Here is a 25083-nt window from a genome sequence, read left to right on the forward strand (position 1 = left end):
CTTGCGCCACAGCACATGATCGGGCAGGCCAAGGGCGTGCGCACGAACTGGCAGGGCTTGCGTTCACGTTGCCGCGCCGCAACTCCTCCGCACCTCCACGTCGAACTCGTCGCGGCCCGCGAAGCTGTGTTGCGGTTGTGTCTGGTGGGGAAGGGGCATAGCGTGGTCGGAGTTTCATGTGACACCGAGTCGTTCATGTGAGGTCGTCTACAGGTTCTCCGGGTTGGGCAGCGGCTGGGTGTCGGCGCTTCTCGCGGTTGGCCGAGAGGAGCAAGCCGATGAGTCCGCAGTCCAGCGGAGCCGCAGCCGTGCTGACAACGCGCACGGAGGCGCACGACGGAGTCGACGTCGTGATCGTGGCCGGGGAGATCGACCGGATGGCGGACGGATCACCGGTTCTGGCGGCTGTCGACGCGCTGCGGGAACGTCCTTCCGCCGGTCTCGTCCTCGACCTGGGGGCGGTGACCTTCTTCGGTTCCGCGGGCATCAACCTGCTGGTCGCCGTCGTGCGGCGGCTGAGGTCCGCGAACGTCCCGCTCGCCATCGTCGCGGAGAGCCGGGTCGTGCTGCGGCCGCTCGCGATCTCCGGCGTGGACGCCCTGCTGACCGTGCGCCCGGATCTGCGCGGCGCGTTGGCCGCGCTGCGGTCCGTGCCACCGCAGCGGCGGCGTTGAAGCCGCCGCAACGGCGTTGAGTCAGTTCACGGCACCGCCGGCGTGAAGCGGGTGGTGTGCGCGAGCCCGGACAGGTCGAGGATCCGCGCCGGCGCGCTGGAACCGGTGGCCACCAACGACATCACCCGGCCGCGCTCCTTCGCCCGCAGCATCGCCTGCAGCAGCAGTGCGACGCCGGAGCTGCTCAGGTAGCCCACGCCGGTGAGGTCGACCTCGATCGGCCGTTCGTCGGCCGCGTCCACCCGCTCCAGCAACGCCGGCCGTAAGCCGTCCACTGTGGACAGGTCCAGGTCTCCGCCGAGCAGCACGACCTGCGTGTGCTCGTCGGTCCCGTCCGACAGTCCACTCGCGACCGCGGCCGGTGGTGGTGGCGGAGGCGAGGTGCGGGTGTCCGGCACGGCGGGGACGTGGAAGCGGATGGTCGTGCCGTTCTCGCCCGCCTGCAGGTCGTCCTCGTCGGAGATGGCGCGGATCATGCCCAGGCCCCGGCCGCGGTGTCCCTTGTCGGCCGGCGGTGGCCGCCACCGGCCGTGGTCGGTCACGGCCACCCGCACGCCCCGGCCGGTGCTCTCCAGGGTCGTGTCGAACGTGCCGCCCCCCTCGGGGTAGGCGTGGTCCACGACGTTCGAGGCGGCCTCTCCCAGTGCGAGCTCCAGGTCGTACGCGGCGTCGTCGGACAGGCCCGCGAGACCCGCCCAGGTCGTCGCGGCGCGGCGCAGCGGGGAGAGCTCGGCGGGTTCGGCCGGGAGACTCAGGTGCAGCGGGGGAGGCAGGTGCCGTGCCACGACGAGGGCGACGTCGTCGGCCTGGCCGTCCGTCAGCATCGTGTCGGTGATCCGCCGCGCCAGCGAGGCGGGGTCGAAGCCGGCCGCGCCGTCCGCTGCCGCCGCGAGCCTGCGCAGACCTTCGTCGAGCACCTCGTCGCGGCGTTCGACCAGGCCGTCGGTGTAGAGCACGACCGACGTGCCCGGCGGGAAGTCCGCGGTGTGCTGGGTCGGCGTCGCCGGGCCTCCCGCGCCCAGCACCGGTCCGGCCTCGGTCGCCAGCAGGCGCGCCCCGTCGTCGCCGACCACCACGGGAGGGGGATGACCCGCCGACGCCCAGCAGAGCTCGCCGGTGCTCCAGTCGAAGATCAGGCACGCGCACGTGCTGCCGGCCGCGCCGTTGACGCGCGCCGCGAACGCGTCCAGGCGCCGCAGTGACTCGGCGGGGGAGTGGCCGTCGAGCAGGTAGCCGGCCAGGGCGCTGCGCAGCTGGCCCATGACGGCCGCCGCGGTCGGTCCCTTGCCGACCACGTCCCCGACGGTGAGGGCGACGCGGGTCGCGCCGACCAGCACGACCTCGTACCAGTCGCCACCGATCTGGGAGTGCTCCGCGGCCGGCAGGTACCTGGCGGCCGTCGCGAGCCTGGGCAGGAGCGGGAGTTCCCTGGGGAGGAGGCTTTCCTGCAACGCGGCGGCGATCTCGTGCTCCCGTTGCAGCAGCAGGTCGCGCTCGGCCTCGGCGCGCTGGCGCTCGGTGACGTCCCTGCCGATCGCCTGCAGACCGGACGGCGTGGACTGGACGTTGAGCTCCAGCGCGACCTCCGTCCCGTCGGCGCGGCGCATCGTCACGACCTGCGAGACCGAGAGGTCCTGCGGCAGACCGTCCACGAGCAGGTCGGCGATCGAGGAACCGAGCAGCTCGTCGGACCGGTAGCCGAGCAGGTCGCCGGTCGCCGGGTTCGCGGCCACGAACCGGAGTTCGTGGTCCAGCAACCAGATCGCGTCCGTCGCGCGCTCGACGAGCAGCCGCAGCCGCTGCTCGCTGTCGCGCAGGGCCCGGTCGGAGTGCACCCGCTGCAGGGACTCCCAGCAGCGGTTCACCACGACGGAGACCAGGTCGATCTCGTCCTGCGTCCAGTGGCGCACGGTGGCCTGGTGCACGGCCATGGCGGCCACGAACCGCCCGCCGCGCAGCAGCGGGAGGCAGATCACCGCCCGGATGCCGGTCACCCGGTACGCGGCGAGGTCCTCGGCGTCGAGCCGCTGGTCGTCCTGGCAGTCGTCCACCACCCACGGCTCGCCCGCGCGCATCGCCGTCAGGGCGCCGTTGCCGAACGCCCGCATCGCGAACCGGCCGGGCAGCGGGGGCAGGCCCGTGGCGTGGTCGCCGCTCATGACGAAGTGGTTCTCGTCTGCCTCCGTGCGGGCGTAGGCGCACCGGTCGACGCCGAGGTGCTCGCCGAGCATCCTCGTCGCCAGCGCCATGAGGTCCTCGGCGTCGTCGAGCCGCTGGAACGCGCGGTCGAGCGCGTCGAGGAACCGCTGCCGTTCGTCGGCCGCGTGCCGGGCCGTGACGTCGATCAGCACGCCGGTGCGCAGCGCGCCCTGCACGCAGGCTCGCTCCATCAGCCAGACGAGATCCCCCGCGGCCGTGCGGACGCGGTAGACGGTCTCGTAGTCGGTGTCAGAACCCCAGCGCAGCCGCTCGCTCTCCTCGCGGTCGCCGGGATGGGTGATCTCCCGCCAGAACCCGGGGTCGTCGAGCCAGCGGCGCGCCGGGTGCCCGAGCACCTGCTCGACCGCGCCCGACAGGTAGGTGACCACGCCGGACTCGCCGCGCCAGACCACCAGCGGCAGGGCGTCCACGAGCGCGGCGAGCCCGGATCCCGGCTCACTCATCGCGTTCAGCCATACCGCGGCTCTCCTTCTCCGGGCGAGGCGGAGTCCACGGCGCCGGCTGCTCGACGCACGTCAACCGCATCGTACGTCGCTCGAACGCCCCTCATCGGGGTCGGCCGGGATCGAGGTGAGGTGAAGGCGTGCGCGCGTGCGCGACTGCTCCCCGCCGATCACCGAGAGCGCCGCCGGCCGCACCGGCTCGAGCACCGGGGTGGCCTGGGCCCAGCACCGCAGCAGGTGCCTGCCGAGCCGTGCCTCCAGCACGATCGCGGCGGCCGCGCCGTGCAGGAGGTCCTGCGTCCGGCCGGGGTTCTCCGCGAGGTGTGCCCGGCACGCGCCGAGCAACCGGTCCCAGCGTCGCTCAGGGGCTTCGAGCGTCGTCGCGGGCTCGAGCCCCGCGCGCCGCAGCCCCCGGTCGAGCTTGCGGCCCGACAGCCAGGACCGGGCGGCCGAGGCGGCCTGGTGGCCGAGTGCGGCGGCAGGTGTCGCGCCGCGGCTGAGCACCCGCATGGTGTTGTGCGCCGCGATCGCCACCGCGGGCAACCGGTCGACGAGGGTGTGGTCGGCGCAGGACAGCGACTTCGTGGCGAGCAGCTCGCGCAGCTGTGCGGCGGTCGCCTTGCTCTCGGCGAAGGTGTACAGGCCGGTGTGGCCGCCCCTCATGAGGCTGATCAGGTGGTCGCCGATCAGCGACGGCGACGCCGTGTCACCGCCGGCCGCGCGCACCACGGGCGCCGTCATCTCGCGCAGGGCCGCGCCCCACCGCTCGCTCAGCCACGTGCGCCAGTGCACGAGGTCCGGGTGTTCGCCGTGGTCGGTCGTGATGCCCTCGAAGCCGCCGTCCAGCGTTTCGAGCGCGATCCACAGCGCCAGCTGGAAGTCCGCGTCCCCGGCGAGCTCCTCCGGGCCGTCCGCCGTCCCCGCCGGCCGGGGCGAGCCGGCCGAGAGCAGGGCGGCGATGACACCGGCGCTCAACGGTCCGCGAGCGGTGGGCAACAACATCAGCGCCTCCGTCAGGAGTGATCCACGATCCGGAGAACAACTACCCGCTGCGGCACCCGCCAAACCCGCCTGCCGCGCGCCTTTCGGGTGAACACCCGGGGTCTGAACGGGCCTGCGGCCGGAGCGGTACCGCGATCACGTCCCGGGGGTGTCCGGCACGACCGATGTCGAGATCGCCACCTATCGGGTGATCTTGCCCGCCTCCGGTCGTGCGGATCCGGCCGGGCGTTCTTACGGTCCTGCCCAGCGGTCGCGAGACCGCCGCACCACCAGGGCCAGCCGTGCGCTCACCTGTCCAGCGGCGAGCTCTGTCCATGTCGTGGACGAAACCCTCGTCGGACAGGCGCCGTGTTCGGTGGGAGCGGGACGAGGTGCCAAAGGGACATGCGTCATCTTCGTGGCAACATCACCGGCCGTGCCGTGCTCGTCGCCGTCTCCGCGACGGCCCTCGTGACACTGGGCGGCACGGTCGCCTCGGCCTCCGCGCCGGTCGACTGGGACCGGATCGCGCAGTGCGAGAGCGGCGGCAACTGGTCCACCAACACCGGCAACGGCTACCAGGGCGGGCTGCAGTTCAGCCCGTCGACCTGGCGGGCCAACGGAGGCTCCGGCCAGGCTCACCAAGCGTCCCGCGAGGAGCAGATCCGCGTCGCGGAGAACGTGCTGCGGACCCAGGGTCTGGGTGCGTGGGGCGCGTGCGGGCGTCGCGCGTCCGCCGGAGGCCAGCAACCGGTCCGGCAGGGTCAGCCCCCGGCCGGTCGCAAGGCCGCGTCCCGCGTGGTGCCGGTGGCCGCGCCGTCCACGAGCAACCCGGACGGTGACTACACGGTGAAGGCCGGGGACACGCTCAGCGGCATCGCCGTGGAACTGGGCGTCGAGGGCGGCTGGCAGGCGTTGGTGGAGAAGAACTCCCGGCACCTGACCAACCCGGACCTGATCAGGGTCGGGGACAAGATCGTCACGAAGTGACGCGGGGCGCGGGACCTGTGCGGCAGGTCCCGCGCCGTCACCTCCGAGCGAGCTCGGGCAGCGGCGTCACCACGCCGTCGCGCGCGGTGCGGGCGCCGATCTGCCTGCGCCGCACCAGTTGCACGACCGCCAGCAGGACGTAGAGCCCGGACAGCACGAGGATCACGACGCGGTTCGCGGCGCCGGGCAGTGTGACGCTGGCGACGAACTGGGCGGCGAACAGCACGAACAGCGTCGTCGCGCCCACCGCCGTCAGACCGAGGTCCGCGAGGATGCTCACCGCGAACAACGACTGCGCGGCGGTGATGAGCAGCTCCAGGCGCTGGTGCTCGTCCAGCGGCAGGCCGTGGGTGCTGCCGCTGGAGATCGCGAACACGATCGGGATGGTGCCGACCAGCAGCGTCCACTGGTTCACCTTGCTGGACAGCAACGTGCCCAGCGAGTGCGAGGCCATCAGCCGGGCGGCGTAGAGGCACGCGACGATGAGCTCCGGCGACTCGCTCGCCAGCGGCGCCACCCACTGCACGAGCACGAACTCGTCCACGCCGAGGCTCGACCCGGTGTCCACGAGGTTCCGCGCGAAGTGTTCGGCCGTGGCGAGGATGACGGTTCCGGCGAACGCGAACATGCCGATGACCCACCGGCGCCGCGGTGCGCGGTCCCGACGGCCGACCCACTCGGACACGCCGAGCAGGTTCGGTTCCTCGACCGGCGCCTTCGACAGCCGCCAGGCGTACGCGGCGAAGATCACCAGGAACACCGCGGCGTCGGCCATCGTGAGCGACGCGCGCAGCGGCAGGCTCAGCGAGTACAGGGTCGCGAGGCCCAGGAACACGACCTCGACGGACATGACCGGCGCGAGCACGACCCGTCCCTCGTGGGTCGATCTGCTCTCCCGGTGCGCACGCCGCACGGCGATCGCGCCCACGAGGACGACCAGGGGCCAGCCGAACCCGACGAGCACCCGGTTGGCGCCGGTCATGTTGGCCAGGGCGAGCGAACACGGGTCCGGCTCGCCGGGAGGCGGCACGCAGGTGCCCTGGCGTGCGAACTCCTGGCCCGCCTCGAACGTGAACACCAGGTCCACCGCGTACTCGGGCAGCACGGCCACGAGCGCGAGCACCGCGATCGCCAGTCCTGCGCTGACGTCCACCTGCGCGGCCTCGGCGGCCCACGCGAGGATGAACGCCGCGCCCACGATGGCGATGCCGAACACCAGGGCCGCGAGCGGCGCGGGCACGTCGGGGTGCGGCCAGCCCAGGTAGTCCGCGGCACCCAGGTACGTCCCGGGGAGCGTGGTGAGCGCGGCGAGGGGAAGCCGTGCGGGGAAACGACGCCGGTCGTCGGACAAGCGCACCTCCAGGTCGGGACGAACGTCGCCACGTCCGCCCCGCCGGTTACCCGTCCCGCGCGCCGCTATGCCGTTCCGTTGCCCGCCAGGCGGTTCACGGCAGCGCGGCGACCACCTCGGTGGCCGAGGCGTAGCGGCGGTCGGGGAGGTGGTGCAGCCGACGGCGGGCATCGGTGCCCAGGCCGTGGACCTCGGCGCAGCTCACGACGCGCACCTTGTCGGCCGGATAGGACAGACGGTCCAGCACCAGCCGCAACTCGATCTCCTCGTCCGTCACCGTGGTTTCCATGGCAGCCGAATACCCAGCGGTGAGCTGCGGAAACCGGCTCAGCGGCCGCGCAGCCACGCCGCGAAGTCCCCGAAACCGTTGCGCACGGCCGCATCGAGCGGTGTGACCGGTTCCCAGGGCGGCAGCCAGTGCGCGTCCGCGCCCAGCGCCAGCAACCTCTCCGCGCACTCCCGCTGACCGCCGTGGCACGCACCCCAGAACGCGATGTTCACGTCATCCGGTGTGGCGCCGGCGAGAAGGGCGTCGAGCCGGTCGGTCAGCCCGAGGGTCGCGGCGTCGGTCAGGGTGACCGCCGCGCCGCGTTCCACGAGCCGGTGGGCCGCCTGCCACTGCGCGAACGCCCGTGCGTCGGCCAGGGGAGTGCCGCCGCCGATGACCGCCCCGTCGGCGTCGATGTCGGCGCCGGCGTCCAGGAGTGCGTCGAGCACCTCGACGTCGTTGGCGCTTGCGGCCCAGTGCAGTGGTGTCTCGCTGTGGGAGCCCTCGAACCGTGCGTTGACGTCTGCTCCCGCCTCGACCAGCGCCGCCACGGACTGTGCGCCGTTGGGGCGTCGGGCGGGCCAGTCGGTCAGCACGTGCAGCAGGGTTCGGCCACTTCCTTGCTCGTCGACGATCCGCGCGGTGGCCAGTCGGGAGTTGTCGGCCAGCAGGTGCCGCAGCGTGGTGAGGTCGCCGTCGTGGAGTGCGGCGGTCGCAACGGTGGCCAAGGGATCGTTCTGCCGCAATGGTCTCAGCTTCCCCGAGACCAGCGGACGACGTCGGCGAACGTCACGTTCCCGCCGCACACCACGAGTCCCAGCCGCGCGTCCGGCCCGACCCGGTCGAGCACCCTCCGTGCCGCCGGCACGAGGCAACCGGCGGCGGGCTCCGCCCACACCTTCTGCGTCTCGGCCAGGGTGATCGTGCCCCGCACGGCGTCCGCGTCGGACACGACGAGCACGTCCTCGACCAGCGCGACGGTGTGGTCGTAGGTCAGCTGCGACACGTGCGGCGCGGACAACGTCGAGACGATCGACGTGGGCGCGATCTCCACCGGGCCACCGGCCTCCAGCGCCTGGCGCATGGCGTCGGCCCCCTCGACCTCGACGCCCCACACCCGCACTCCGGGCACGAGCGCGCGGAACGCCGTCGCGACGCCCGAGATGAACCCTCCGCCGCCGACGCTCACCAGCACGTCGGTGACGTCCGGCGCGTCGGTCGCGAACTCCAGGCCCGCCGTGCCCTGCCCGGCGACGACGATCGGGTCGTCGTAGGGGTGCACGAGCGTCGCGCCCGCCTCGACCAGGTCGTTCAGCAGCGCGAACGCCGCCGCCAGCCCGTCGGTGAGCCGCACGTCCGCGCCGGACGCCCGCGCGAGCTCGACCGACCGGGCGGGTGCGGTCGAGGGCATCACGACGGTCGCGGCCACGCCGAGCTCGGCCGCGGCGGCGGCCAGCGCGATCCCGTGGTTGCCGCCGCTGACCCCGACCACGCCCGCCGCGCGTGCCTCGGCGGACAGCGAGAGGATCTTCGCGAACGCGCCGCGCGTCTTGAACGAACCGCTGCGCTGCAACAGTTCCAGCTTCACCGTCGTCGGGACGCCCAGCAGCGCGGACAGCCCCGGCGCAGGCAGGGCCGGCGTGCGCAGCACCCGTCCGTCGAGCACCTCGGCCGCGGCCAGGACGTCGTCGATGCTCAGCAGCTCGGCCATGCCGCCCAGCCTATGTCGGCGTGGTCCCTAGGTGCGGGACCGGGCGACCTCGAGGCTGCGCGGGACTGGCGACGCCGAGGCTGCGCGGGACTGGCGACGCCGAGGCTGCGCCGGACTGGGCGACCCCGAGGCCGCGCCGGACTGGGTGACCCGAGGCCGTGCGGACTGGGCGATCCCGAGGCCGCGCCAGGACTGGGCGACCCGAGGCCGCGCCAGACTGGGCGACCCGAGGCCGCGCCAGGACTGGGCGACCCGAGGCCGCGCCAGACTGGGCGACCCGAGGCCGCGCCAGGACTGGGCGACCCGAGGCCGCGCCAGACTGGGCGACCCGAGGCCGTGCCGGACCGGGCGACCCCGAGGCCGCGCCGACCGGGCGATCTCCAGGCGGGCCACGTCAGGCGCCGAACCGGGCGATCTCCAGGCGGGCCACGTCGCGCACGTACCGGCTGGCCCGTCCGTCCCGCGGCGTGACGAGGGTCGGGCGGACGAGCGGCCTGCCGTTGTAGCGGGTGGCGAGCGGGGCCGAGCAGGCGCCGAACTCCGGGTCGACCTCCGCCCACGACAGCAGCACGCGGTAGCCGTCGGCGGACGAGGCCACGACGACGAAGCTGAGCTTATCCATCTTGTTGCCGCTGGACGTGCGGAGCGCGGCATCTGCGGAACTCAAGGGTGGTTTGTCGCCGCAACAGCGTGAACTAGGATCCGTGAGTGCCGATTCTGCGGATGAAGGCCACCCGGCTCGCCGACGCCCAGGAGGCCTGGAACATGTCCAAGATCGTGAACAGGGTTCTCGTCGCCTCAGCCGCGCTGGTGCTCGCGGGCTGCGGCTCCGGACCCACCCCGTCCGCGGACCCGTCGAAGGTCACCGGTGACGTCACGGTGTTCGCGGCGGCGTCGCTGACCGGGACGTTCACCCAGCTGGGCGAGGACTTCGAGGCGGCCCACCCCGGCACGAGGGTGAGGTTCAACTTCGGCGGCAGCTCCGCGCTCGCGCAACAGCTCAACCAGGGCGCGCCCGCCGACGTGTTCGCGAGCGCCGCACCTGCCAACATGAAGCAGGTGACCGACACCAAGGCGATCACGGACGCGCCCCGCACGTTCGTGAGGAACACGCTGCAGATCGCGGTGCCCAAGGGCAACCCGGGCAAGATCGCCGGGCTCGCGGACTTCGCCGACGCCGGCCGCAAGATCGCGCTGTGCGCCGAGCAGGTGCCGTGCGGCGCGGCGGCCAAGAAGGTGTTCGAGGCCGCGAAGATCACGCCCGCGCCGGACACGCTGGAGCAGGACGTCAAGGCCGTGCTCACCAAGGTCTCGCTCGGTGAGGTCGACGGCGCGCTCGTCTACAGGACCGACGTGAAGGCCGCGGGGGACGAGGTCGAGGGCATCACGTTCGCCGAGGCGTCCCAAGCGGTCAACGACTACCCGATCGCGCCGGTCGCCAAGGCACCGAACGCGGCCGCGGCCAAGGCTTTCGTCGAGTTCGTGTTGTCCGACAAGGGTCGTGCTGTGTTCAGCGCGGCGGGCTTCGAAAACCCGTGACGCGCAACCGGGTGCGAGGACGGCTGCCCGTCGTCCTCGTCCTGCCCGCCGTGGCAGGCCTCGCGTTCCTGCTGGTGCCGCTCGCCGGGCTGCTGATCAGGACGCCGTGGACCTCACTGTCCACTTTGCTCAGCGCGGAGGTCGGTGAGGCGCTGCGGTTGTCGCTGATCTGCGCCTCGCTCGCCACCGTGCTGTGCCTGTTCCTCGGCATCCCGCTGGCGTGGCTGCTGGCGCGTTCCGGGTTGCCCGGACGGGGGTTCCTGCGCGCGCTCGTCACGGTGCCCCTGGTGTTGCCGCCGGTCGTCGGCGGTGTCGCCCTGCTGCTGGTCCTGGGGCGGCGCGGGCTGATCGGCGAGCACCTCGACGCGTGGTTCGGGATCTCGTTGCCGTTCACCACGGCCGGTGTGGTCGTCGCGGAGGCGTTCGTGGCCATGCCGTTCCTGGTGATCTCGGTGGAGGGCGCGCTGCGGGCCGCCGATCCGCGGTTCGAGGAGGCGGCGGCCACGCTCGGCGCCTCGAAGTGGCTGACGTTCCGGCGGGTGACGCTGCCGTCGGTGCTGCCGGGGGTGGTGGCGGGCACGGTGCTGTGCTGGGCGCGGGCGCTGGGGGAGTTCGGGGCGACGATCACGTTCGCGGGCAACTTCCCCGGCGAGACGACGACCATGCCGCTGGCGGTCTACCTCGCCCTGGAGACGGATCCGGACGCGGCGATCGTGCTGAGCGTCGTGCTGTTGCTGGTGTCCGTCGGAGTGCTGGCCGGTCTGCGCGACCGGTGGATCAGCGGGCCGACGTGACCCTGAACGCGGAACTGCGCGTCACGCGCGGCACCTTCACCCTCGACCTCGGGCTGACGATCGCGCCGGGCGAGGTCGTCGCGCTGCTCGGCCCCAACGGCGCGGGGAAGTCCACCGCGCTCCGGGCCCTGGCCGGTCTGCTCCCGTTGTCGTCCGGGCACATCACGGTCGGGGAGTCCACCTGGGACGGTGCGGACGCGTTCGTGGCCGCCGAGAAACGGCCGATCGGCGTGGTGTTCCAGGACTACCTGCTCTTCGCCCACATGTCCGCGCTGGAGAACGTCGCGTTCGGGTTGAGGTCCAGGGGTACGCGCAAGGCCGAGGCACGGGCGGAGGCGTCGCGCTGGCTCGACCGCGTGGGCCTGAGCGGGTACGCGCAGATCAAGCCGCGCTCGTTGTCCGGCGGGCAGGCGCAACGCGTGGCACTGGCCCGAGCGCTGGCCACCGGCCCGAGCCTGCTGCTGCTCGACGAACCGCTCGCCGCGCTGGACGCGAGCACCCGCCTGCAGGTCCGTTCCGAACTCGGCCGGCACCTCGCGGACTTCGGCGGCCACACGCTGCTGGTGACGCACGACCCGTTGGACGCCATGGTCCTGGCCGACCGGCTGGTGATCCTGGAAAGCGGCCGTGCCGTGCAATCGGGGCCACCCGCGGAGGTGGCGCGCCAGCCGCGCACCGACTACGTCGCCAACCTCGTCGGCCTGAACTTCTACCGCGGCAGGGCATCGGGCACCGAGGTCGGCCTGGACGGCGGCGGCACGCTCACGATCCCGCGACCCGTCGAAGGCCCGGTGCACGTCGTCTTCCCGCCCACCGCCGTCAGCCTGCACGCCGAACGACCGGAGGGGAGCCCGCGCAACGTCTGGCCCGTGACGGTCGAGGCGATCGAACAGCACGCGCACACCACCCGCGTCCGCCTGGACGGCGCTCCGAACGTGCTCGCGGACATCACCACGGCCACCCTCGCCGAGCTGCGGCTGCGGCCCGGAGACGCGTTGTGGGCGGCGGTGAAGGCGACCGAGACCCACGTCTACCCCGCCTGAGCCCGTTCCACATCGCGGGAGCCCTTGCCGCTGCTCGCCTCCTGCTCCGACCATGACCGCCACCAAGGGATGCGGAGGGGCGGCATGAGCGCGGAGGAAGGCGTGAACCGTGAGCGCGGGCTCGCGGTGAACGAGGACTGGGCGGCGACGATCGCGGGCCTGGTGCTGCTGGGCCTGGTGCTGGCGGGGATCCTGCCCGGCTGGCTGGTGCCGTGATGACGGAAGTCGAGACGCGGCAACGGTCCCGGGTCCTCTGGGCGGTCGGAGGTGTAGCGGTCGTCGTGGTGCTGGCCGCGCTGACCCGGTACCTGGAGCAGAACGTGCCGGTGTTCACCAAGGGCACCTGGCTCGGCGGCATCGCGAAGAGCGTCGAATATCCGGTCTACGCGATCCTGTTGGGACTGCTGGGAAACGCGGTGCTGACCGGGCTCGGGTTCCGCGACCGGCTGGCCGCGGGGTTCCGCACCGAGTTCTTCATCAAGACCGGACTCGTGCTGCTGGGCGCGTCGATCAACTTCGCGGTGATCGTCAAGGCCGCCGGTCCGGCGATCGCGCAGGCGTTCCTGCTGATCACGCTGGTGTTCGGCTTCACGTGGTGGCTGGGCGGCAAGCTCGGCATCGACCAGAAGCTGCGCGCGCTGCTGGCGTCGGCCGTGTCGATCTGCGGGGTGAGCGCGGCCATCGCGGCGGCCGGCGCCGTGCAGGCCCGCCGGGAGCAGCTCGCCTACACCGCGAGCATGGTCATCATCTTCGCGCTGCCGTCCATCTTCCTGCTGCCACTGGCCGTGGACGCGCTGGGACTGTCCCCCGCGGTGGCGGGTGCGTGGATCGGCGGCAACATCGACACCACCGCCGCGGTGAGCGCGGCGGGCGCGCTGGTCAGCGAGGAGGCGCTGCAGATCGCGACCATCGTGAAGACGACGCAGAACGCGCTGCTCGGCGTGGTGGCGGTCGCGCTGACGGCGTACTTCGCGCTGAAGGTCGAGCGCACCGGCGAGGCGAAGGTCAGCGGGCGCGCGTTGTGGGAGCGCTTCCCCAAGTTCGTGCTCGGGTTCCTGGCGGCGTCGATCGTGGCGACGGTCTTCCTGGAGTCCGGCGGTGACAAGGCCGCCATCACGACCGTCAACGACCTGCGCACGCTGTTCCTGATCCTCGCGTTCGTCTCGATCGGCCTCGAGTTCCGGGTCGCGCCGCTGCGGGAGGCGGGCTGGAAGCCGATCGGGGTCTTCGCCAGTGCCACGGTGTTCAACCTGCTGGTGGGCCTCGGGCTGGCGAGCGTGCTGTTCGCGAACTTCGGCGGTTAGGGCCCGTCCGGTAGCGCATATGGTGGTCCGGTGACGACCACGGCGGAGGTTGCGGGCCGGGCCGACGAGAAGATCCGTCGCCTGGAGTTCCAGCTGGTGCGCGAGTACGGCGACGTGCCGCCGAGCCTGGTGCACGAGTGGATCGAACGGGCGCGGTCCCGGTTCGGCGGTGCTCGGCTGCAGGACTACGTGCCGTTGTTCGTGGCCAGGGAGGTGCGTGCGTCGGCGCGTGCCTTCCCGGTCGAGACGACGGCGGGGACGAACCTGTCGAGCTGGGCGCGCAACACCGCCCGCCGCCTGCTCGCCGCCGAACTGCCACGCCGGTGGGCGCACACGGCCGGGGTGGCGCGCAGGGCCGAGCACGTGGCGCGCGTCCTGCCCGAGGGCGAACGCGAGCTGCTCGTCGCCGCGGCCTGGGTGCACGACATCGGCTACGCCGCCGAGCTGGCCGACACGGGCCTGCACCCGCTCGACGGGGCGCGCTACCTGCGCCGGGCGGGCGTCTCGGACCGGATCTGCGGCCTGGTCGCCCACCACTCCGGCGCGGCGGCGGTGGCCGAGCTGGTCGGGCTCGCCGACGACCTGGCGGAGTTCGAGGACAACCGGGGCCGCCTGCGGGACGCGCTCTGGTACTGCGACATGAGCACCGGCCCCGACGGCTCCCCGACGACCGTGCACGGCAGGCTGGCCGAGATCCGGCAGCGGCGCGGACCGGACGACCCGGTGGTCCGCGCGCTCGCGATGAACGGCGACGAGCGCCTCGCCGCCGTCCGGCGCACGCACCGGCTGCTCCGCCGCGCCGCCTGAACGGTCTACCGTGGCGTCATGCTGGACCTGAGCCCGCAGCCGGGTGACCTGGAGCCTGTCGAGACCGCGTCGATCGACGAGCTGAGGGCGTTGCAACTGGAACGGCTGCGGTGGTCCGTCCGGCACGCCTACGAGAACGTCCCGCACTACCGGGCGAGCCTCGACGGCGCCGGAGTGCACCCGGACGACGTGAAGTCGTTGGCGGACCTGGCGAAGCTGCCGTTCACGACCAAAGCGGACCTTCGGGACAACTACCCGTTCGGCATGTTCGCGGTGCCGCGCGAAGAGGTCTCGCGCGTGCACGCCTCGTCGGGCACGACCGGCAAGCCGACCGTCGTCGGCTACACGAAGGCCGATCTCGCCACGTGGGCGACGGTCATGGCCCGCAGCATCCGCGCGGCCGGCGGGCGCAAGGGGCACGTCCTGCACAACGCCTACGGCTACGGCCTGTTCACCGGCGGGCTCGGTGCGCACGCGGGCGCGGAACTGCTCGGATGCACGGTGGTCCCGGTGTCCGGCGGCATGACCGAACGCCAGGTGCAGCTGATCCGCGACTTCGAGCCGGACGTCATCATGGTCACGCCGTCCTACATGCTCTCGATCATCGACGAGATGGAACGGCAGGGCGTCGACCCGCGCGGCACGTCGCTCAAGGTCGGCATCTTCGGCGCCGAGCCGTGGACGAACGACATGCGCGCCGAGATGGAACGCCGCCTGGACATGCACGCGGTCGACATCTACGGCCTGTCCGAGGTGATCGGACCGGGCGTGGCGAGCGAGTGCGTGGAGACCAAGGACGGCCTGCACGTCTGGGAGGACCACTTCTTCCCGGAGATCATCGACCCGGTCAGCGGCGAGGTGCTGCCCGACGGCGAGGAGGGCGAGCTCGTCCTCACCTCGCTCACCAAGCAGGCGATGCCGGTCCTCCGCTACCGCACCCGCGACCTGACCCGCCTGCTGCCGGGCACCGCGCGGTCGATGCGCCGGATCGAGAAGATCACCGGCCGCACGGACGACATGATCATCCTGCGCGGCGTGAACCTGTTCCCGACCCAGATCGAGGAGCTGATCCTGCGCGTTCCCGCGTTGTCGCCGCACTTCCAGTGCGTGCTGAACCGCAGCGGCAACCTCGACGACCTGACCGTGCTGGTCGAGCACCGCGAGGGCGCCCTGGCAGGCGACGCGGGGGAGGCGTTGCGGCGGCTGGTGAAGAACTCGATCGGCGTCACGGTGGCGGTGGACGTCGTCGCGCCCGGCGGGATCGAGCGGTCGGTGGGCAAGATGAAGCGGATCGTGGACCGCCGGCCCAAGCGGTGACCCGAGGCCCGTGTCGCACGGGTCACGAGCATTTACTTGAATGTTGAACTATCTTGGACGCCATGAAGAAGATCGGTTTCCTGTCGTTCGGGCACTGGACGGACAGCCCGCACTCGCAGACGAGGTCGGCGGCCGACACGTTGCTGCAGTCGATCGACCTCGCCGTGGCCGCCGAGGAGCTGGGTGCGGACGGCGCGTACTTCCGCGTGCACCACTTCGCCCGGCAGCTCGCGTCGCCGTTCCCGCTGCTCGCCGCGATCGGCGCGAAGACCGACCGCATCGAGATCGGCACCGGCGTGATCGACATGCGCTACGAGAACCCGATGTACATGGCCGAGGACGCGAGCGCGGCAGACCTGATCGCCGGCGGCAGGCTGCAGCTCGGCATCTCCCGGGGATCGCCCGAGCAGGTCATCGACGGCTGGCGGCACTTCGGCCACGGCCCCGGCGAGGGCGAGACCGACGCCGACATGGCCCGCATGCACTCGGAGCTGTTCCTCAAGGTCATCGAGGGTGGTGGCTTCGCGGAGCCGCACCCGCGCCCGATGTTCCCGAACCCGCCCGGACTGCTGCGCATCGAGCCGCACTCGCCGGGTCTGCGCGACCGCATCTGGTGGGGCGCGGCCACCAACGGCACCGCCGAGTGGGCGGCGAAGCTGGGCATGAACCTGATGAGCTCGACGCTGAAGTTCGACGAGGGCGGCGCGCCGTTCCACGTGCAGCAGGCCGACCAGATCAGGGCGTTCCGCAAGGCGTGGACCGAGGCCGGCTGGAAGCACGAGCCGCGGGTCTCGGTGTCGCGCAGCATCTTCGCGCTCACCACCGACCTCGACCGCATGTACTTCGGCGGCGACGGCAACAGCAAGGACTCGATCGGGTTCATCGACGGGCCGAAGCAGGCGATCTTCGGCCGGTCCTACGCGGCCGAGCCGGACGTGCTGGTCGAGCAGCTCGCCGGTGACGAGGCCGTCGCCGAGGCCGACACGGTGCTGCTGACCGTGCCGAACCAGCTCGGCGTCGACTTCAACGTGCACGTCCTGGAGAACATCCTGACGCACGTCGCCCCGGGACTCGGCTGGCGCTGACGTCCGGCACTACTGTCGGCGGCGTGAACGGCTACCCCCGGCAGGCACGACGACTGTGGCGCTGGGTCGACGCGCCACAGGACGCCGAGGTGGCCGGTTTCGTCGCGCTGCAGGCGGTTCTGGGCGCCGACGAACGGGCGCGGGACCTGAGCGAGGCCGATCGGCGCACGCTGATCACCTTCGCCCGCCGGATCGCGCTCGCGACGCTGCGCACGGGTGATCCGGCGGCGCTGGACGCGGCTTTCGAGGCGCTGGCCGTGGTCGGCGTCGAGCGGGTCGATGAGCGGGACGCGGCTCTCGTGGCCTACGCCGCGTACCGGGTCGGCGCCACGCAGTCGGCAGGGGAGATCGACCTCTCCGGCGACTGGGGGATGCGCGAGGTGAGCACACCCGACGGCGTGGTGCTGGTGCGGGACGACGGCGGGCGGTACCCGGACGGCTCCGACCTGGCAGTGCGGGCACTGCGGGCGGCGGACCTGCTGGAGGCGGGCTGGTACGTCGACGCCGAGATCACCGTGGGCACCTCGTGGCCGCTCGGGGACCGGCGCGAGGAACCACGCCGATCGCTGGTCGCGGTCGCCGGTGTGCGGGCTGAACGGGAGCACTGGCGGTCAGGCCACTTCGCACTGCTGTTCCTCGCGGAGGCCGCCACCGCGCAGGACGCGTCGACGGTCGCCGGGGCGGGCACCGGCCCGGCCCGGCTCGCGGTCGCCGCCGGACACCGATGCGCCTTGCTGATCGCCCGTTCACCGGCGGGTGTCGCCCCGGTGGAGACCGCGGCGTCCCTGGAGAGGTTCCGCCAGGGACTCGCCGACCTTCTGAGCTAATCGCCTCTATTGCTTCAGTGTTGACCGAAACACGTCACCGGCGGCGGTCGCGGACGTAGATCGACGACTGCTTGCCCTCGCCCGGAGTGCGGCGGTCGACCTCGAACAACGTGGTCGCCGTGATCAGGTCGCTGAGCTTCGAGTAGCCGTACGTGCGGGAGTCGAACTCGGGCCGCTGCTTGGTGATGATGCTGCCGACCGCGGCGAGCGTGGCCCAGCCGTCGTCGTCGGAGGCCGCCTCGACGGCGTTGCGCAGCAGGCTGACGAGGGTGGTGTCGCCCTTGAGCTGGGCGACCGACGTCGTCCGCTTGCGCGCCAGGGGAGTCTCGGCGGGGACTTCGCTCTCGGGGTCGACGAGGTTCTCGACGTAGATGAACTTGTCGCAGGCAGCGACGAACGGCTTGGGCGTCTTGCGTTCGCCGAAGCCGTAGACGGTGAGACCGGACTCGCGCAACCGGGCGGCGAGGCGGGTGAAGTCGGAGTCGCTCGAGACGATGCAGAAGCCGTCGAAGCGGTCGGAGTAGAGCAGGTCCATCGCGTCGATGACCATCGCCGCGTCGGTCGCGTTCTTGCCCGTCGTGTACGCGAACTGCTGGATCGGCTGGATCGACTGGGCCAGCAGGTGGTCCTTCCAGCCCTTGAGGTTGGTGCCGGTCCAGTCGCCGTAGGCGCGCTTGACGTGGGCGGTGCCGTACTTCGCGATCTCGGCGAGCAGCGCCTCGGTGATCGAGGGCTGGGCGTTGTCCGCGTCGATCAGCACCGCGAGTTTGACGGCGCTCTCGTTGCCAGTGGCCAAGGTTGTTCGCCTTTCCGGTGTGCGGGGGCAGGTCCCGTCGACGTTGTTCTTTGTAGACCTCGGGCGCCGGGCGCGCGAACAGGGCCCCGGGGTCCGGTGCCGACACGATGGTCCAAAGCAACACGGAGGCCCTGTTCCCGCATTACGGTGGTGTGGGAACTGGCGTGAGAGAGGCGGAACCGGGCGTGACGTCCTGGGTCGAAGTGATCAACTATGTCCGGTTGCGGTACGAGGTGCTGGAGGAGACGGACGACTGGCTGCGCTTCCGCCTCGACACCGACGGCGCGCGGACGCAACAGGTCTCCGTGCACCACCTGCCCGACCTCGGTGGCGCCGCGTGGGTGGAGATCTCCTCCCCGGTCGGGCGTGTCGCGGACATCGACCTGCGCCGCTTCCTCGAGCTCGCGGGCGAGTCGCAGGTGGGGGGAGCGGCCGTTGTGGACGGTCTTGCCCTGCTCAAGCACGTGGTGCCGCTGGAGGACCTGAGCGTGCGGGAGGAGTTCGAACGCCCGCTCACGTTGCTGGTCGGCCGCGCGGACGCGATGGAGCACCAGCTGACGAGCGGCGACGCCTTCTAGCGCGGTGCCGGACGCCGAGCAGCGGGTGGTGGGTCGCCTGGCTGAACCGCAGTTCGTCGCGCTGTCTTGACTGGTGGGTGAGCGCCACCCATCGTGTGTGCGGTGACTGGACTGGAGCAGCATTCCACCGACGTCGTGGTCGTCGGTGCCGGCTACGCGGGCCTGGCCGCCGCGTCCCGCCTGGCGGCCGCCGGGGTCGGTGCCGTGGTCCTGGAGGCCGCGGACCGCGTGGGTGGCCGGGTGGTCAGCGAGGTGCTGCCGTCCGGGGTGCGCGTCGACCGCGGTGGCCAGTGGGCCGGGCCGTCGCAGAAGCGGTTCCACGAGCTCGCGGCGCGGTTCGGCTGCGCGACGTTCCCGCTCTGGGAGACCGGCGGGCACGTCGAGGTCTGGCACGACGGCACCCGTGCCGACTACTCCGGCGCCGTGCCCCAGGGCGGTCAGGGTCTGGCCGAGTTCGGCCGCATCACCGCGTTGCTCGACGAGGTCGCGTCGACCGTCGACCGGGAACAGCCCTGGCTCACGCCGAACTTCGAGGTGCTCGACGAGATGTCGGCCGAGGAGTTCTTCCTCGCGCAGACCGGTGACGAGGACGCGCACCGCAGGCTGGCGCTGATGGTGCAGGGCGTGTGGTGTTGTGAGCCGAGGGAGGTGTCGTTCTTCCACGTGCTGTTCTCCCTCGCCTCGGCGGGAGGGTACGCGCCGCTGGTGGAGACCTCCGGGAACTCCCGTTTCGCCGACGGCGCGGACGCGGTGGCGCTGGCGATGGCCGAGTCGTTGACCGTCCGGCTCGACGAACCGGTGCTGACGGTCCGTCATGGTGAGGACGGCGCCGAGGTGGTCACCGGCAAGTCGGTGCTGCGGGCCCGGCGGGTGGTCGTCACCGTGCCCCCGGCGGCGCTGGGACGGATCGGGTTCGAGCCCGCGTTGCCGTCCGCGCGGCGCGGCTGGACGGGTCACACGCCGATGGGCCGGGTCGCGAAGATCCACGCGGTGTACGAGGAACCGTTCTGGCGCAAGAAGAACCGCTCCGGCATCGCCGCGTTCTACGGCCGCACCCCGGTGGGCGTGGTGTTCGACGACTCGCCGCAGGACGCCTCACGGGGCGTGCTCGCCGCGTTCGTCCACGGCGACCGCGTGGACCGCTGGGTCGCCGCGCCCGACGACGTCCGCCGCACCGAGGTCCTCGCCGCGCTGGCCGAGGTCGCCGGACCGCGAGCGCGCATGCCGATCGACTACGCCGAGACGGCCTGGTCCGAGGACGGCTGGACCATCGGCGGCCGCGCGTGCTTCGTGTACCCCGGCGGCTGGGCGCAGTACGGCGAGCACGGCTGGCGCGCCGCGACCGGCAGCGTGCACTGGGCGGGCGCCGAGACCGCGTCCGTCTGGAACGGCCACGTCGACGGCGCCATCACGTCGGGCGAGCGTGCCGCCGACGAGGTGCTGGCGGCTCTGGAGGTCACCGCGCCACCGGCGTGACGCCGTTCCCGCAGCGATGCTGACCGCGATGACGTTGGCGAAGGTGCCGGGGCTGCGGAACGTGCCTGCAGCATGCGCACGAAGCCGTCCGCGCTGGCGTACTGGCCCACACCGCCGAGGTCCGAACGGTTGCCGCGCCAGGTGTTGCCGCAGCCGTTGGACAGGTGGGAATCATCTGGTGTTGTGCGACTCGTACCCGCGGTCACCCCGTAGCACCCCTGCCGCTGAACGTGCCCGGCCGTCCTTTGTGGACGCCGGGTACGTTCGTCCGCATGAAGCGCGCCGTCGCACGAGGACTCCGCAACACGTGCAGCTTCGCGTCGCCGGCGTGGGTCGCGATCGATTCGAGCAGCAGCGGCCGGGACTTGCGGCGCCACGACCACACCCAGCGCCAGAACTCGGCGTTCTCCCGCGACCGCAGCAACGCCCGCCAGGCGCAGCGCGGGAACGAGTAGTCGAGCAGCAGCACGGTGTCCGCCCTGGCGAGCCGGACCTCCAGGACGTCGTAGGGACCCAGGTCCCCGTCCATGACCCACTCGTCCCCGGTGGCGAGCTCGCCCTGGACGATGGCCCAGAGGTCGTGGGGAGTCGGCTCCAGGTCCGGGCCCCAGAAGTGCTTGTCCAGCTCGATGACGGGGAGCCCGGTTGCGGTGCCCAGCGCGGTCGCGAGAGTGGACTTCCCGGCGCCGCCACGGCCCAGGATGACGACGCGTTTCATGACCGTGATCGTGCCAGAGGGGCCTCCGGCTCACGCGTGCGCGGGCTGGTGCTCGCCGAAGATGAGGCCCCAGTCGAGGTCCGGCGCGGGAGCCGGGCGGGGTTCGGGGATGTGGCCGTGGGTCGGCACGATCGAGCCGTTGAGGAACTGCCACACCTCGTCACCCGCGCGTTGCTGAGCCAGCGAGGTGGCCTTCCTGGGCTGCGGGATGCCGGTCGGGATCGTCGCCACGAAACGGATGCCGCGGAACCCGTCGGCGTCGGTGGCCTCCAGCGTGCCCTGGTGCCGGGTCGCGATGCGGCGGGCGATCGCGAGTCCGAGGCCGGCGCCTCCCGCGGCACGGGTGCGGGCCTCGTCGAGGCGGGTGAACCGGTCGAAGACGCGGTCGCGGTCCGCCTCGGGGATGCCGGGGCCGTCGTCGATGACCTCCAGCGTCGCCGACGTGCCTCCGCGCAGGCGCACGACCACCTCGGTGCCCGCGTGCCGTTCGGCGTTGTCGAGGAGGTTGCCGAGAAGGCGGGACAGCTGGGCACGCCGGCCGGGCACGAGCACCTGGTCGTCGGCCTCCAGGGTGACCATGGCCCGGCGGGCGACCTCACGCTGCACCACGGCGGTCAGGTCGACGGTGTCCTGCCTGTCCAGTGCGTCGGCGTCCAGCCTGGCCAGCAGCAACAGGTCCGTGGTAAGCTCCTGCAGGCGTTCGGCGTCCTCCAGCGCGGCCTTGACGACGGTGGGCCAGTCCGCCATGTGCGGGTGCTGGAGCGCGATCTCCAGCTCGGCCCTCAGCGCGGCGAGGGGGCTGCGCAGCTCGTGCGAGGCGTCCGCGACGAACCTGCGGGTGTCCTCGACGGCGTGGTGCACCCGGTCGAGCGTCTCGTTCAGGGTGGCGCCCAGCCGGGCGATCTCGTTGTCGGACGACGGCACCGGGACGCGCCGGGTGAGGTTGTGCTCGTTGATCTCGGCCACCTCGGCGCGCATCGCCTCGACCGGCCGCAGCACCCGGTTCGCCGCGGCGAGCACCGTGACCGACACGAGCGCGGTGATGGAGGCGAGCACGCCGAGCAGCGCCAGCGTGGCGCTGTTGAGGCGCTCCTGGGCGTCGGCGGCGATCGCGAGCGCCTCGTCCTGCTCGCGCCGGGGTCCGTCGCCGGCCTGCTCGAACCGGGTGCCCGTGGCGTCGGTGAACGGCCACAGCGACAAGGCCGGTCGTACCTCGGTGCTCGCGTACCGGACGGACATGGCCGGCGTGGCCACGGGCGCGTGCCGGAGCAGTTCGACGCAACTCCGGGTGGAACACATGAAGTGCACGCGTGAGTTGTCCGCGGTCTGGACGGCGATCTCCTGCCGTTGCGACACGAGCATCAGCACCCCGGCGAGGCCGATCAGCACCCCGGTGAACACCGTGGCCAGCACGGTCACCCTGACCTGGAGCGACCTCATCGGTCCGCCAGCCGGTAGCCGACGCCGCGCACGGTCGTGATGCTCCGCCGGTCGAACGGTGTGTCGATCTTGCGGCGCAGCGCGCTGATGTAGACCTCGACGAGGTTGGGGTCGGGGTCCTGGGCCGCGTCCCACACCCCGTCGATGATCTCGGACTTGGTGACGACCTCACCCGCGTGCCGGAGCAGGAAGTTCAGCACCGAGAACTCCTTCGCCTTCAGGTCGATCCGCGTGGTGCCCCGGTGGCACTCCCGGCTGACCGGATCGAGCACCAGGTCGCCCGCCCGCAGCAACACCGGCTGCGCGGTGCGCGACCGCCGGCCCAGCGCCCGGAGCCGGGCCACCAGCACCACGTACGAGAACGGCTTGGTCAGGTAGTCGTCCGCGCCGGTGTCCAGGCCCTCGGCCTCGTCGAACTCGCCGTCCTTCGCGGTGAGCATGAGGATCGGCGTCCACACGCCCGCGTCGCGCAGCTCCTGGCAGACCCGGTAGCCGTTCAGGCCGGGCAGCATGATGTCGAGGACGATCACGTCGTACGGGTGCTCGCGCGCCCGCCACAGCCCGTCCGTGCCGGTGCGCTCCACGTCGACCGCGAACCCCTCGGCGGTCAGGCCGCGGGTGAGCAGGCCGGCGAGGCGGGGGTCGTCTTCCACCACGAGCACGCGCATGGGGGCAGCCTGCCGCATCGATCATGATCGCGTCCTGAAATCCGGTTCAGGATCGTTCAGCGTCCTTTCAGGTTCACCCTGGCAGTCTCTGCGTCGTGGACGAGGGGATCCACGACCGGGGGAGAAGGTGGCGGCGGCGCCGGGGGGCGTTGCTGCCACCTTCTGGTCCGTCCGCACGATCACCGCTGCGCTGGTCGCCGCACCGTGTAGCGAGCCGATCACTTCGCGCGATCCAGCTCAGGGAACCGTCCCCGTGCGCACGCGATCGCGAGGAGAAACGCATGTCCCGGCAGGTCATGATCGTCGCACCCCCACCGGCCCGCGTCAGACCGATGTGGCGCAAGGTGCTGGCCGTCGCCGCGGCGGCCCTGCTGCTGTCCTCCGGCACGGCCCGCGCGGCGGCCCCGCTCCCGCAGTCGCACCTCTACACGCCCTCGAACAACGGCCACACCGAGGTCGGTGAACCCGTGCTGATCTCGGGAGGCGGCTACGAGCAGACGGGGCCCGGCGCGCTGCAGGACTACCAGGTGTCGGTGGACGGCGGAGCCACCTGGAACTCCGGCCACCGGACCGGCACCATCCCGCTGGGCGGGGAGACCGGGATCGCGCAGGCGTTGTGGGAGTACGTGTTCACCCCGCAGGAGGCCGGCGTCTACACGATCGTCAGTCGCGTCAACACCGACACCGTGTACGGCCAGGTCTCCGCGCCGCGGACGTTGTACGTCGGCGTGCCCGGACCGACTCCCACGGGCTGCTACCAGTGCGGTTACTACACCCACAACCCCGTCAAGAACGAGGACGAGGGAGTGGTCCTGGAGCTCGGCCTGAGGTTCCGCGTCGATCGGCCGGGCACCATCACCAGGGTCATCACCTCGTGGAACTCCAACGAGGCCGGCAGAGTGCGCCTGTGGCGTGGTGACGGGACGTTGCTGGCCGACCGGCAGGTGTCCACGCCGTACGCTGAACCGTTCCCCACGCCCGTGGCGGTGGTGCCGGGGGAGGAGTACGTCGCGTCGTTCACCTCGTGGCGCGGGCGGTACCGGACGAGCGAGAACACCTTCCCGGCGACGGTGATCCAGTCGCCCTTCGTCCTTCCCGCGCACGCCGGGGTCTGCAGCTACGACGGCGGGTTCCCGACCCGGACCTGGAACGACAGCCACTACTGGGTCAGCCCGGAGTTCCAGTCCTGACGAGGCTTCTCCTCCTACGCGGCTGGTTCCACGGCGGGCGCCTTCCTCGCCGTGAGCTTGGCGGCCAACGCCGTCCAGAGCTTCCGGATCGTCGCCGGCGCCTGCTCGGCGCCGTCCGTGAAGAAGACGATGATCGTCACGACGTAGGTGAAGACGATCAGCGAGACCAGGAGAGGACCGGCGAGGATCGCGACGAACGGCAGGCTCCAGTCCCGCCACCAAGCGGCCGAGGCGAGGAGTGCGAGCCCCAGTACGACGGCGAAGTCGCGTGGCTCCCGGTCCATCCAGCGCACCCCGAACAGCGACAGCAGCAGTCCGACCTGTGCGGCCATGCCGATGACGACGTGCGGCGCGAGCAGCAGACCCCGGCCCCGGCCGTAGGAGAGGTACTTCCCGAACGCCACGCCCGCCCAGAACACCCGCCGCCGCACGCGACCGACGCCGGCCTCGGCGAGCGCCTTGCGGAACTCGTAATCGGCCTTGCTGCGCAACAGGAAGGGATTGCCCTCGCCGGCCTTCTTCGCGATCCGGACGTCCTCGCAGCGCTGGTCGTGCAGCAGGGCGGGCATCAGGTGTGGGCCGTAGCTGGCGAGCACTCCCCACAGGAACGAGGGCACCGAGGCGAGGTCGGTCGTCGCCTTGCCCTGGTGGGCGCGCACCTCGATCAGCGGGCTGTCGGGGAGGTACTTCTTCGTGAAGCCGGCGGGGATCCGATACCAGAACGACGACGTGATCTGGAACGTTTTGTCGCCCAAGACCTTCAGGGCGGCCTGCGCGGGTTCGGTGCACTGCTTGCTGCTGAAGAAGGGCATGGTGAAGTCCCCTTTCGGGTTCAGCCCCACCGTGCGGCGGCACGGGGTAGT

At 71.9% G+C, this 25083-nt stretch carries 26 protein-coding genes; 14 read left to right on the forward strand and 12 right to left on the reverse strand.

Features of this window, described 5'->3' with window-relative positions:
• The first annotated feature begins 278 nt into the window (after positions 1-278).
• Positions 279-674, forward strand: a complete 396-nt coding sequence (locus IEY88_RS04335; RefSeq protein WP_189153202.1) for an STAS domain-containing protein — start codon at positions 279-281, stop codon at positions 672-674.
• 26 nt (positions 675-700) lie between these two features.
• On the opposite strand, the gene IEY88_RS04340 is transcribed toward IEY88_RS04335, so the two are convergent.
• On the reverse strand, positions 701-3337 hold the full coding sequence (locus IEY88_RS04340) for a SpoIIE family protein phosphatase (RefSeq protein WP_189153203.1): 2637 nt from the start codon (positions 3335-3337) through the stop codon (positions 701-703).
• A 72-nt stretch (positions 3338-3409) separates the two neighbouring features.
• Complete coding sequence (locus IEY88_RS04345; RefSeq protein ID WP_189153204.1) at positions 3410-4339, reverse strand: heme oxygenase-like domain-containing protein; 930 nt, start codon at positions 4337-4339, stop codon at positions 3410-3412.
• A 384-nt stretch (positions 4340-4723) separates the two neighbouring features.
• Here IEY88_RS04345 and IEY88_RS04350 point away from each other — a divergent pair, with 384 nt between their 5' ends.
• Positions 4724-5308: a LysM peptidoglycan-binding domain-containing protein gene (locus IEY88_RS04350; RefSeq protein WP_189153205.1), complete on the forward strand. Its 585-nt coding sequence runs from the start codon at positions 4724-4726 to the stop codon at positions 5306-5308.
• Between the two features lie 37 nt (positions 5309-5345).
• Here IEY88_RS04350 and IEY88_RS04355 read toward each other — a convergent pair whose 3' ends face one another.
• The 5 genes from IEY88_RS04355 to IEY88_RS04375 all read right to left on the reverse strand — a co-directional run bounded on the left by IEY88_RS04355 (position 5346) and on the right by IEY88_RS04375 (position 9305).
• Positions 5346-6665 carry a calcium:cation antiporter family protein gene (locus IEY88_RS04355; protein WP_229693069.1) on the reverse strand — a complete coding sequence of 440 codons (1320 nt, stop codon included), beginning with the start codon at positions 6663-6665 and terminating at the stop codon, positions 5346-5348.
• A gap of 88 nt (positions 6666-6753) precedes the next feature.
• Positions 6754-6948, reverse strand: a complete 195-nt coding sequence (locus IEY88_RS04360) for a DUF2795 domain-containing protein (RefSeq protein WP_189153207.1) — start codon at positions 6946-6948, stop codon at positions 6754-6756.
• Between the two features lie 38 nt (positions 6949-6986).
• On the reverse strand, positions 6987-7655 hold the full coding sequence (locus tag IEY88_RS04365) for an ankyrin repeat domain-containing protein (protein ID WP_229693070.1): 669 nt from the start codon (positions 7653-7655) through the stop codon (positions 6987-6989).
• Positions 7656-7678: 23 nt separating this feature from the next.
• A complete protein-coding gene (locus IEY88_RS04370; RefSeq protein ID WP_229693071.1) occupies positions 7679-8638 on the reverse strand; it encodes a threonine/serine dehydratase family protein in 960 nt (319 codons plus the stop codon).
• A gap of 394 nt (positions 8639-9032) precedes the next feature.
• Entirely contained in the window at positions 9033-9305 is a 273-nt protein-coding gene (locus IEY88_RS04375) for a hypothetical protein (protein ID WP_189153208.1), read from the reverse strand.
• A gap of 41 nt (positions 9306-9346) precedes the next feature.
• Between IEY88_RS04375 and modA the strand changes: the two genes are divergently transcribed.
• The 9 genes from modA (at position 9347) to IEY88_RS04415 (ending at position 17354) form a co-directional block, all read left to right on the forward strand.
• A complete protein-coding gene (gene modA / locus IEY88_RS04380; RefSeq protein ID WP_308425952.1) occupies positions 9347-10177 on the forward strand; it encodes a molybdate ABC transporter substrate-binding protein in 831 nt (276 codons plus the stop codon).
• Positions 10174-10971 carry a molybdate ABC transporter permease subunit gene (modB, locus tag IEY88_RS04385; protein WP_189153209.1) on the forward strand — a complete coding sequence of 266 codons (798 nt, stop codon included), beginning with the start codon at positions 10174-10176 and terminating at the stop codon, positions 10969-10971. The genes modA and modB overlap by 4 nt, the downstream gene beginning before the upstream one ends.
• Positions 10968-12014: an ABC transporter ATP-binding protein gene (locus IEY88_RS04390; protein ID WP_189153210.1), complete on the forward strand. Its 1047-nt coding sequence runs from the start codon at positions 10968-10970 to the stop codon at positions 12012-12014. Before modB ends, IEY88_RS04390 begins: the two co-directional genes overlap by 4 nt.
• An 84-nt stretch (positions 12015-12098) precedes the next feature.
• Positions 12099-12230, forward strand: a complete 132-nt coding sequence (locus IEY88_RS45005) for a hypothetical protein (RefSeq protein ID WP_268241206.1) — start codon at positions 12099-12101, stop codon at positions 12228-12230.
• Positions 12230-13318, forward strand: a complete 1089-nt coding sequence (locus IEY88_RS04395) for a YeiH family protein (RefSeq protein ID WP_189153211.1) — start codon at positions 12230-12232, stop codon at positions 13316-13318. Before IEY88_RS45005 ends, IEY88_RS04395 begins: the two co-directional genes overlap by 1 nt.
• Before the next feature lie 30 nt (positions 13319-13348).
• Positions 13349-14125 (forward strand): three-helix bundle dimerization domain-containing protein, encoded by a 777-nt coding sequence (locus IEY88_RS04400; RefSeq protein ID WP_189153212.1) that lies wholly within the window; start codon positions 13349-13351, stop codon positions 14123-14125.
• A gap of 18 nt (positions 14126-14143) precedes the next feature.
• Positions 14144-15442, forward strand: coding sequence for a phenylacetate--CoA ligase PaaK (gene paaK / locus IEY88_RS04405; RefSeq protein ID WP_189153213.1), 1299 nt, complete (start codon positions 14144-14146; stop codon positions 15440-15442).
• 62 nt (positions 15443-15504) lie between these two features.
• Positions 15505-16527 carry an LLM class flavin-dependent oxidoreductase gene (locus IEY88_RS04410; RefSeq protein ID WP_189153214.1) on the forward strand — a complete coding sequence of 341 codons (1023 nt, stop codon included), beginning with the start codon at positions 15505-15507 and terminating at the stop codon, positions 16525-16527.
• Between the two features lie 23 nt (positions 16528-16550).
• Complete coding sequence (locus tag IEY88_RS04415) at positions 16551-17354, forward strand: hypothetical protein (protein WP_189153215.1); 804 nt, start codon at positions 16551-16553, stop codon at positions 17352-17354.
• Between the two features lie 34 nt (positions 17355-17388).
• Here IEY88_RS04415 and IEY88_RS04420 read toward each other — a convergent pair whose 3' ends face one another.
• A complete protein-coding gene (locus IEY88_RS04420; protein WP_189153216.1) occupies positions 17389-18150 on the reverse strand; it encodes an NYN domain-containing protein in 762 nt (253 codons plus the stop codon).
• A gap of 185 nt (positions 18151-18335) precedes the next feature.
• Between IEY88_RS04420 and IEY88_RS04425 the strand changes: the two genes are divergently transcribed.
• Complete coding sequence (locus IEY88_RS04425; RefSeq protein ID WP_189153558.1) at positions 18336-18728, forward strand: hypothetical protein; 393 nt, start codon at positions 18336-18338, stop codon at positions 18726-18728.
• 102 nt (positions 18729-18830) lie between these two features.
• Positions 18831-20204 (forward strand): flavin monoamine oxidase family protein, encoded by a 1374-nt coding sequence (locus tag IEY88_RS04430; protein ID WP_308425953.1) that lies wholly within the window; start codon positions 18831-18833, stop codon positions 20202-20204.
• A 202-nt stretch (positions 20205-20406) separates the two neighbouring features.
• Here the strand turns inward: IEY88_RS04430 and IEY88_RS04435 are convergent, their stop codons facing one another.
• From IEY88_RS04435 to IEY88_RS04445, 3 genes are read right to left on the reverse strand one after another with little or no spacing between them, the layout of a single operon-like run.
• Positions 20407-20922 carry a P-loop NTPase family protein gene (locus IEY88_RS04435; protein WP_189153218.1) on the reverse strand — a complete coding sequence of 172 codons (516 nt, stop codon included), beginning with the start codon at positions 20920-20922 and terminating at the stop codon, positions 20407-20409.
• Between the two features lie 30 nt (positions 20923-20952).
• The gene (locus IEY88_RS04440) at positions 20953-22362 is read right to left on the reverse strand and encodes a sensor histidine kinase (protein WP_189153219.1); all 1410 of its coding nucleotides are present in this window, start codon (positions 22360-22362) and stop codon (positions 20953-20955) included.
• Positions 22359-23030, reverse strand: a complete 672-nt coding sequence (locus tag IEY88_RS04445) for a response regulator transcription factor (protein WP_189153220.1) — start codon at positions 23028-23030, stop codon at positions 22359-22361. Before IEY88_RS04445 ends, IEY88_RS04440 begins: the two co-directional genes overlap by 4 nt.
• Positions 23031-23311: 281 nt before the next feature.
• Here IEY88_RS04445 and IEY88_RS04450 point away from each other — a divergent pair, with 281 nt between their 5' ends.
• Positions 23312-24220 (forward strand): DUF4082 domain-containing protein, encoded by a 909-nt coding sequence (locus tag IEY88_RS04450; protein ID WP_189153221.1) that lies wholly within the window; start codon positions 23312-23314, stop codon positions 24218-24220.
• A gap of 14 nt (positions 24221-24234) precedes the next feature.
• On the opposite strand, the gene IEY88_RS04455 is transcribed toward IEY88_RS04450, so the two are convergent.
• Complete coding sequence (locus tag IEY88_RS04455) at positions 24235-25032, reverse strand: DUF1353 domain-containing protein (protein WP_189153222.1); 798 nt, start codon at positions 25030-25032, stop codon at positions 24235-24237.
• Between the last annotated feature and the right edge of the window lie 51 nt (positions 25033-25083).

The sequence above is a fragment of the Lentzea pudingi genome, assembly GCF_014646255.1.
In the GTDB taxonomy this organism is placed as follows: Bacteria; Actinomycetota; Actinomycetes; order Mycobacteriales; family Pseudonocardiaceae; genus Lentzea; species Lentzea pudingi.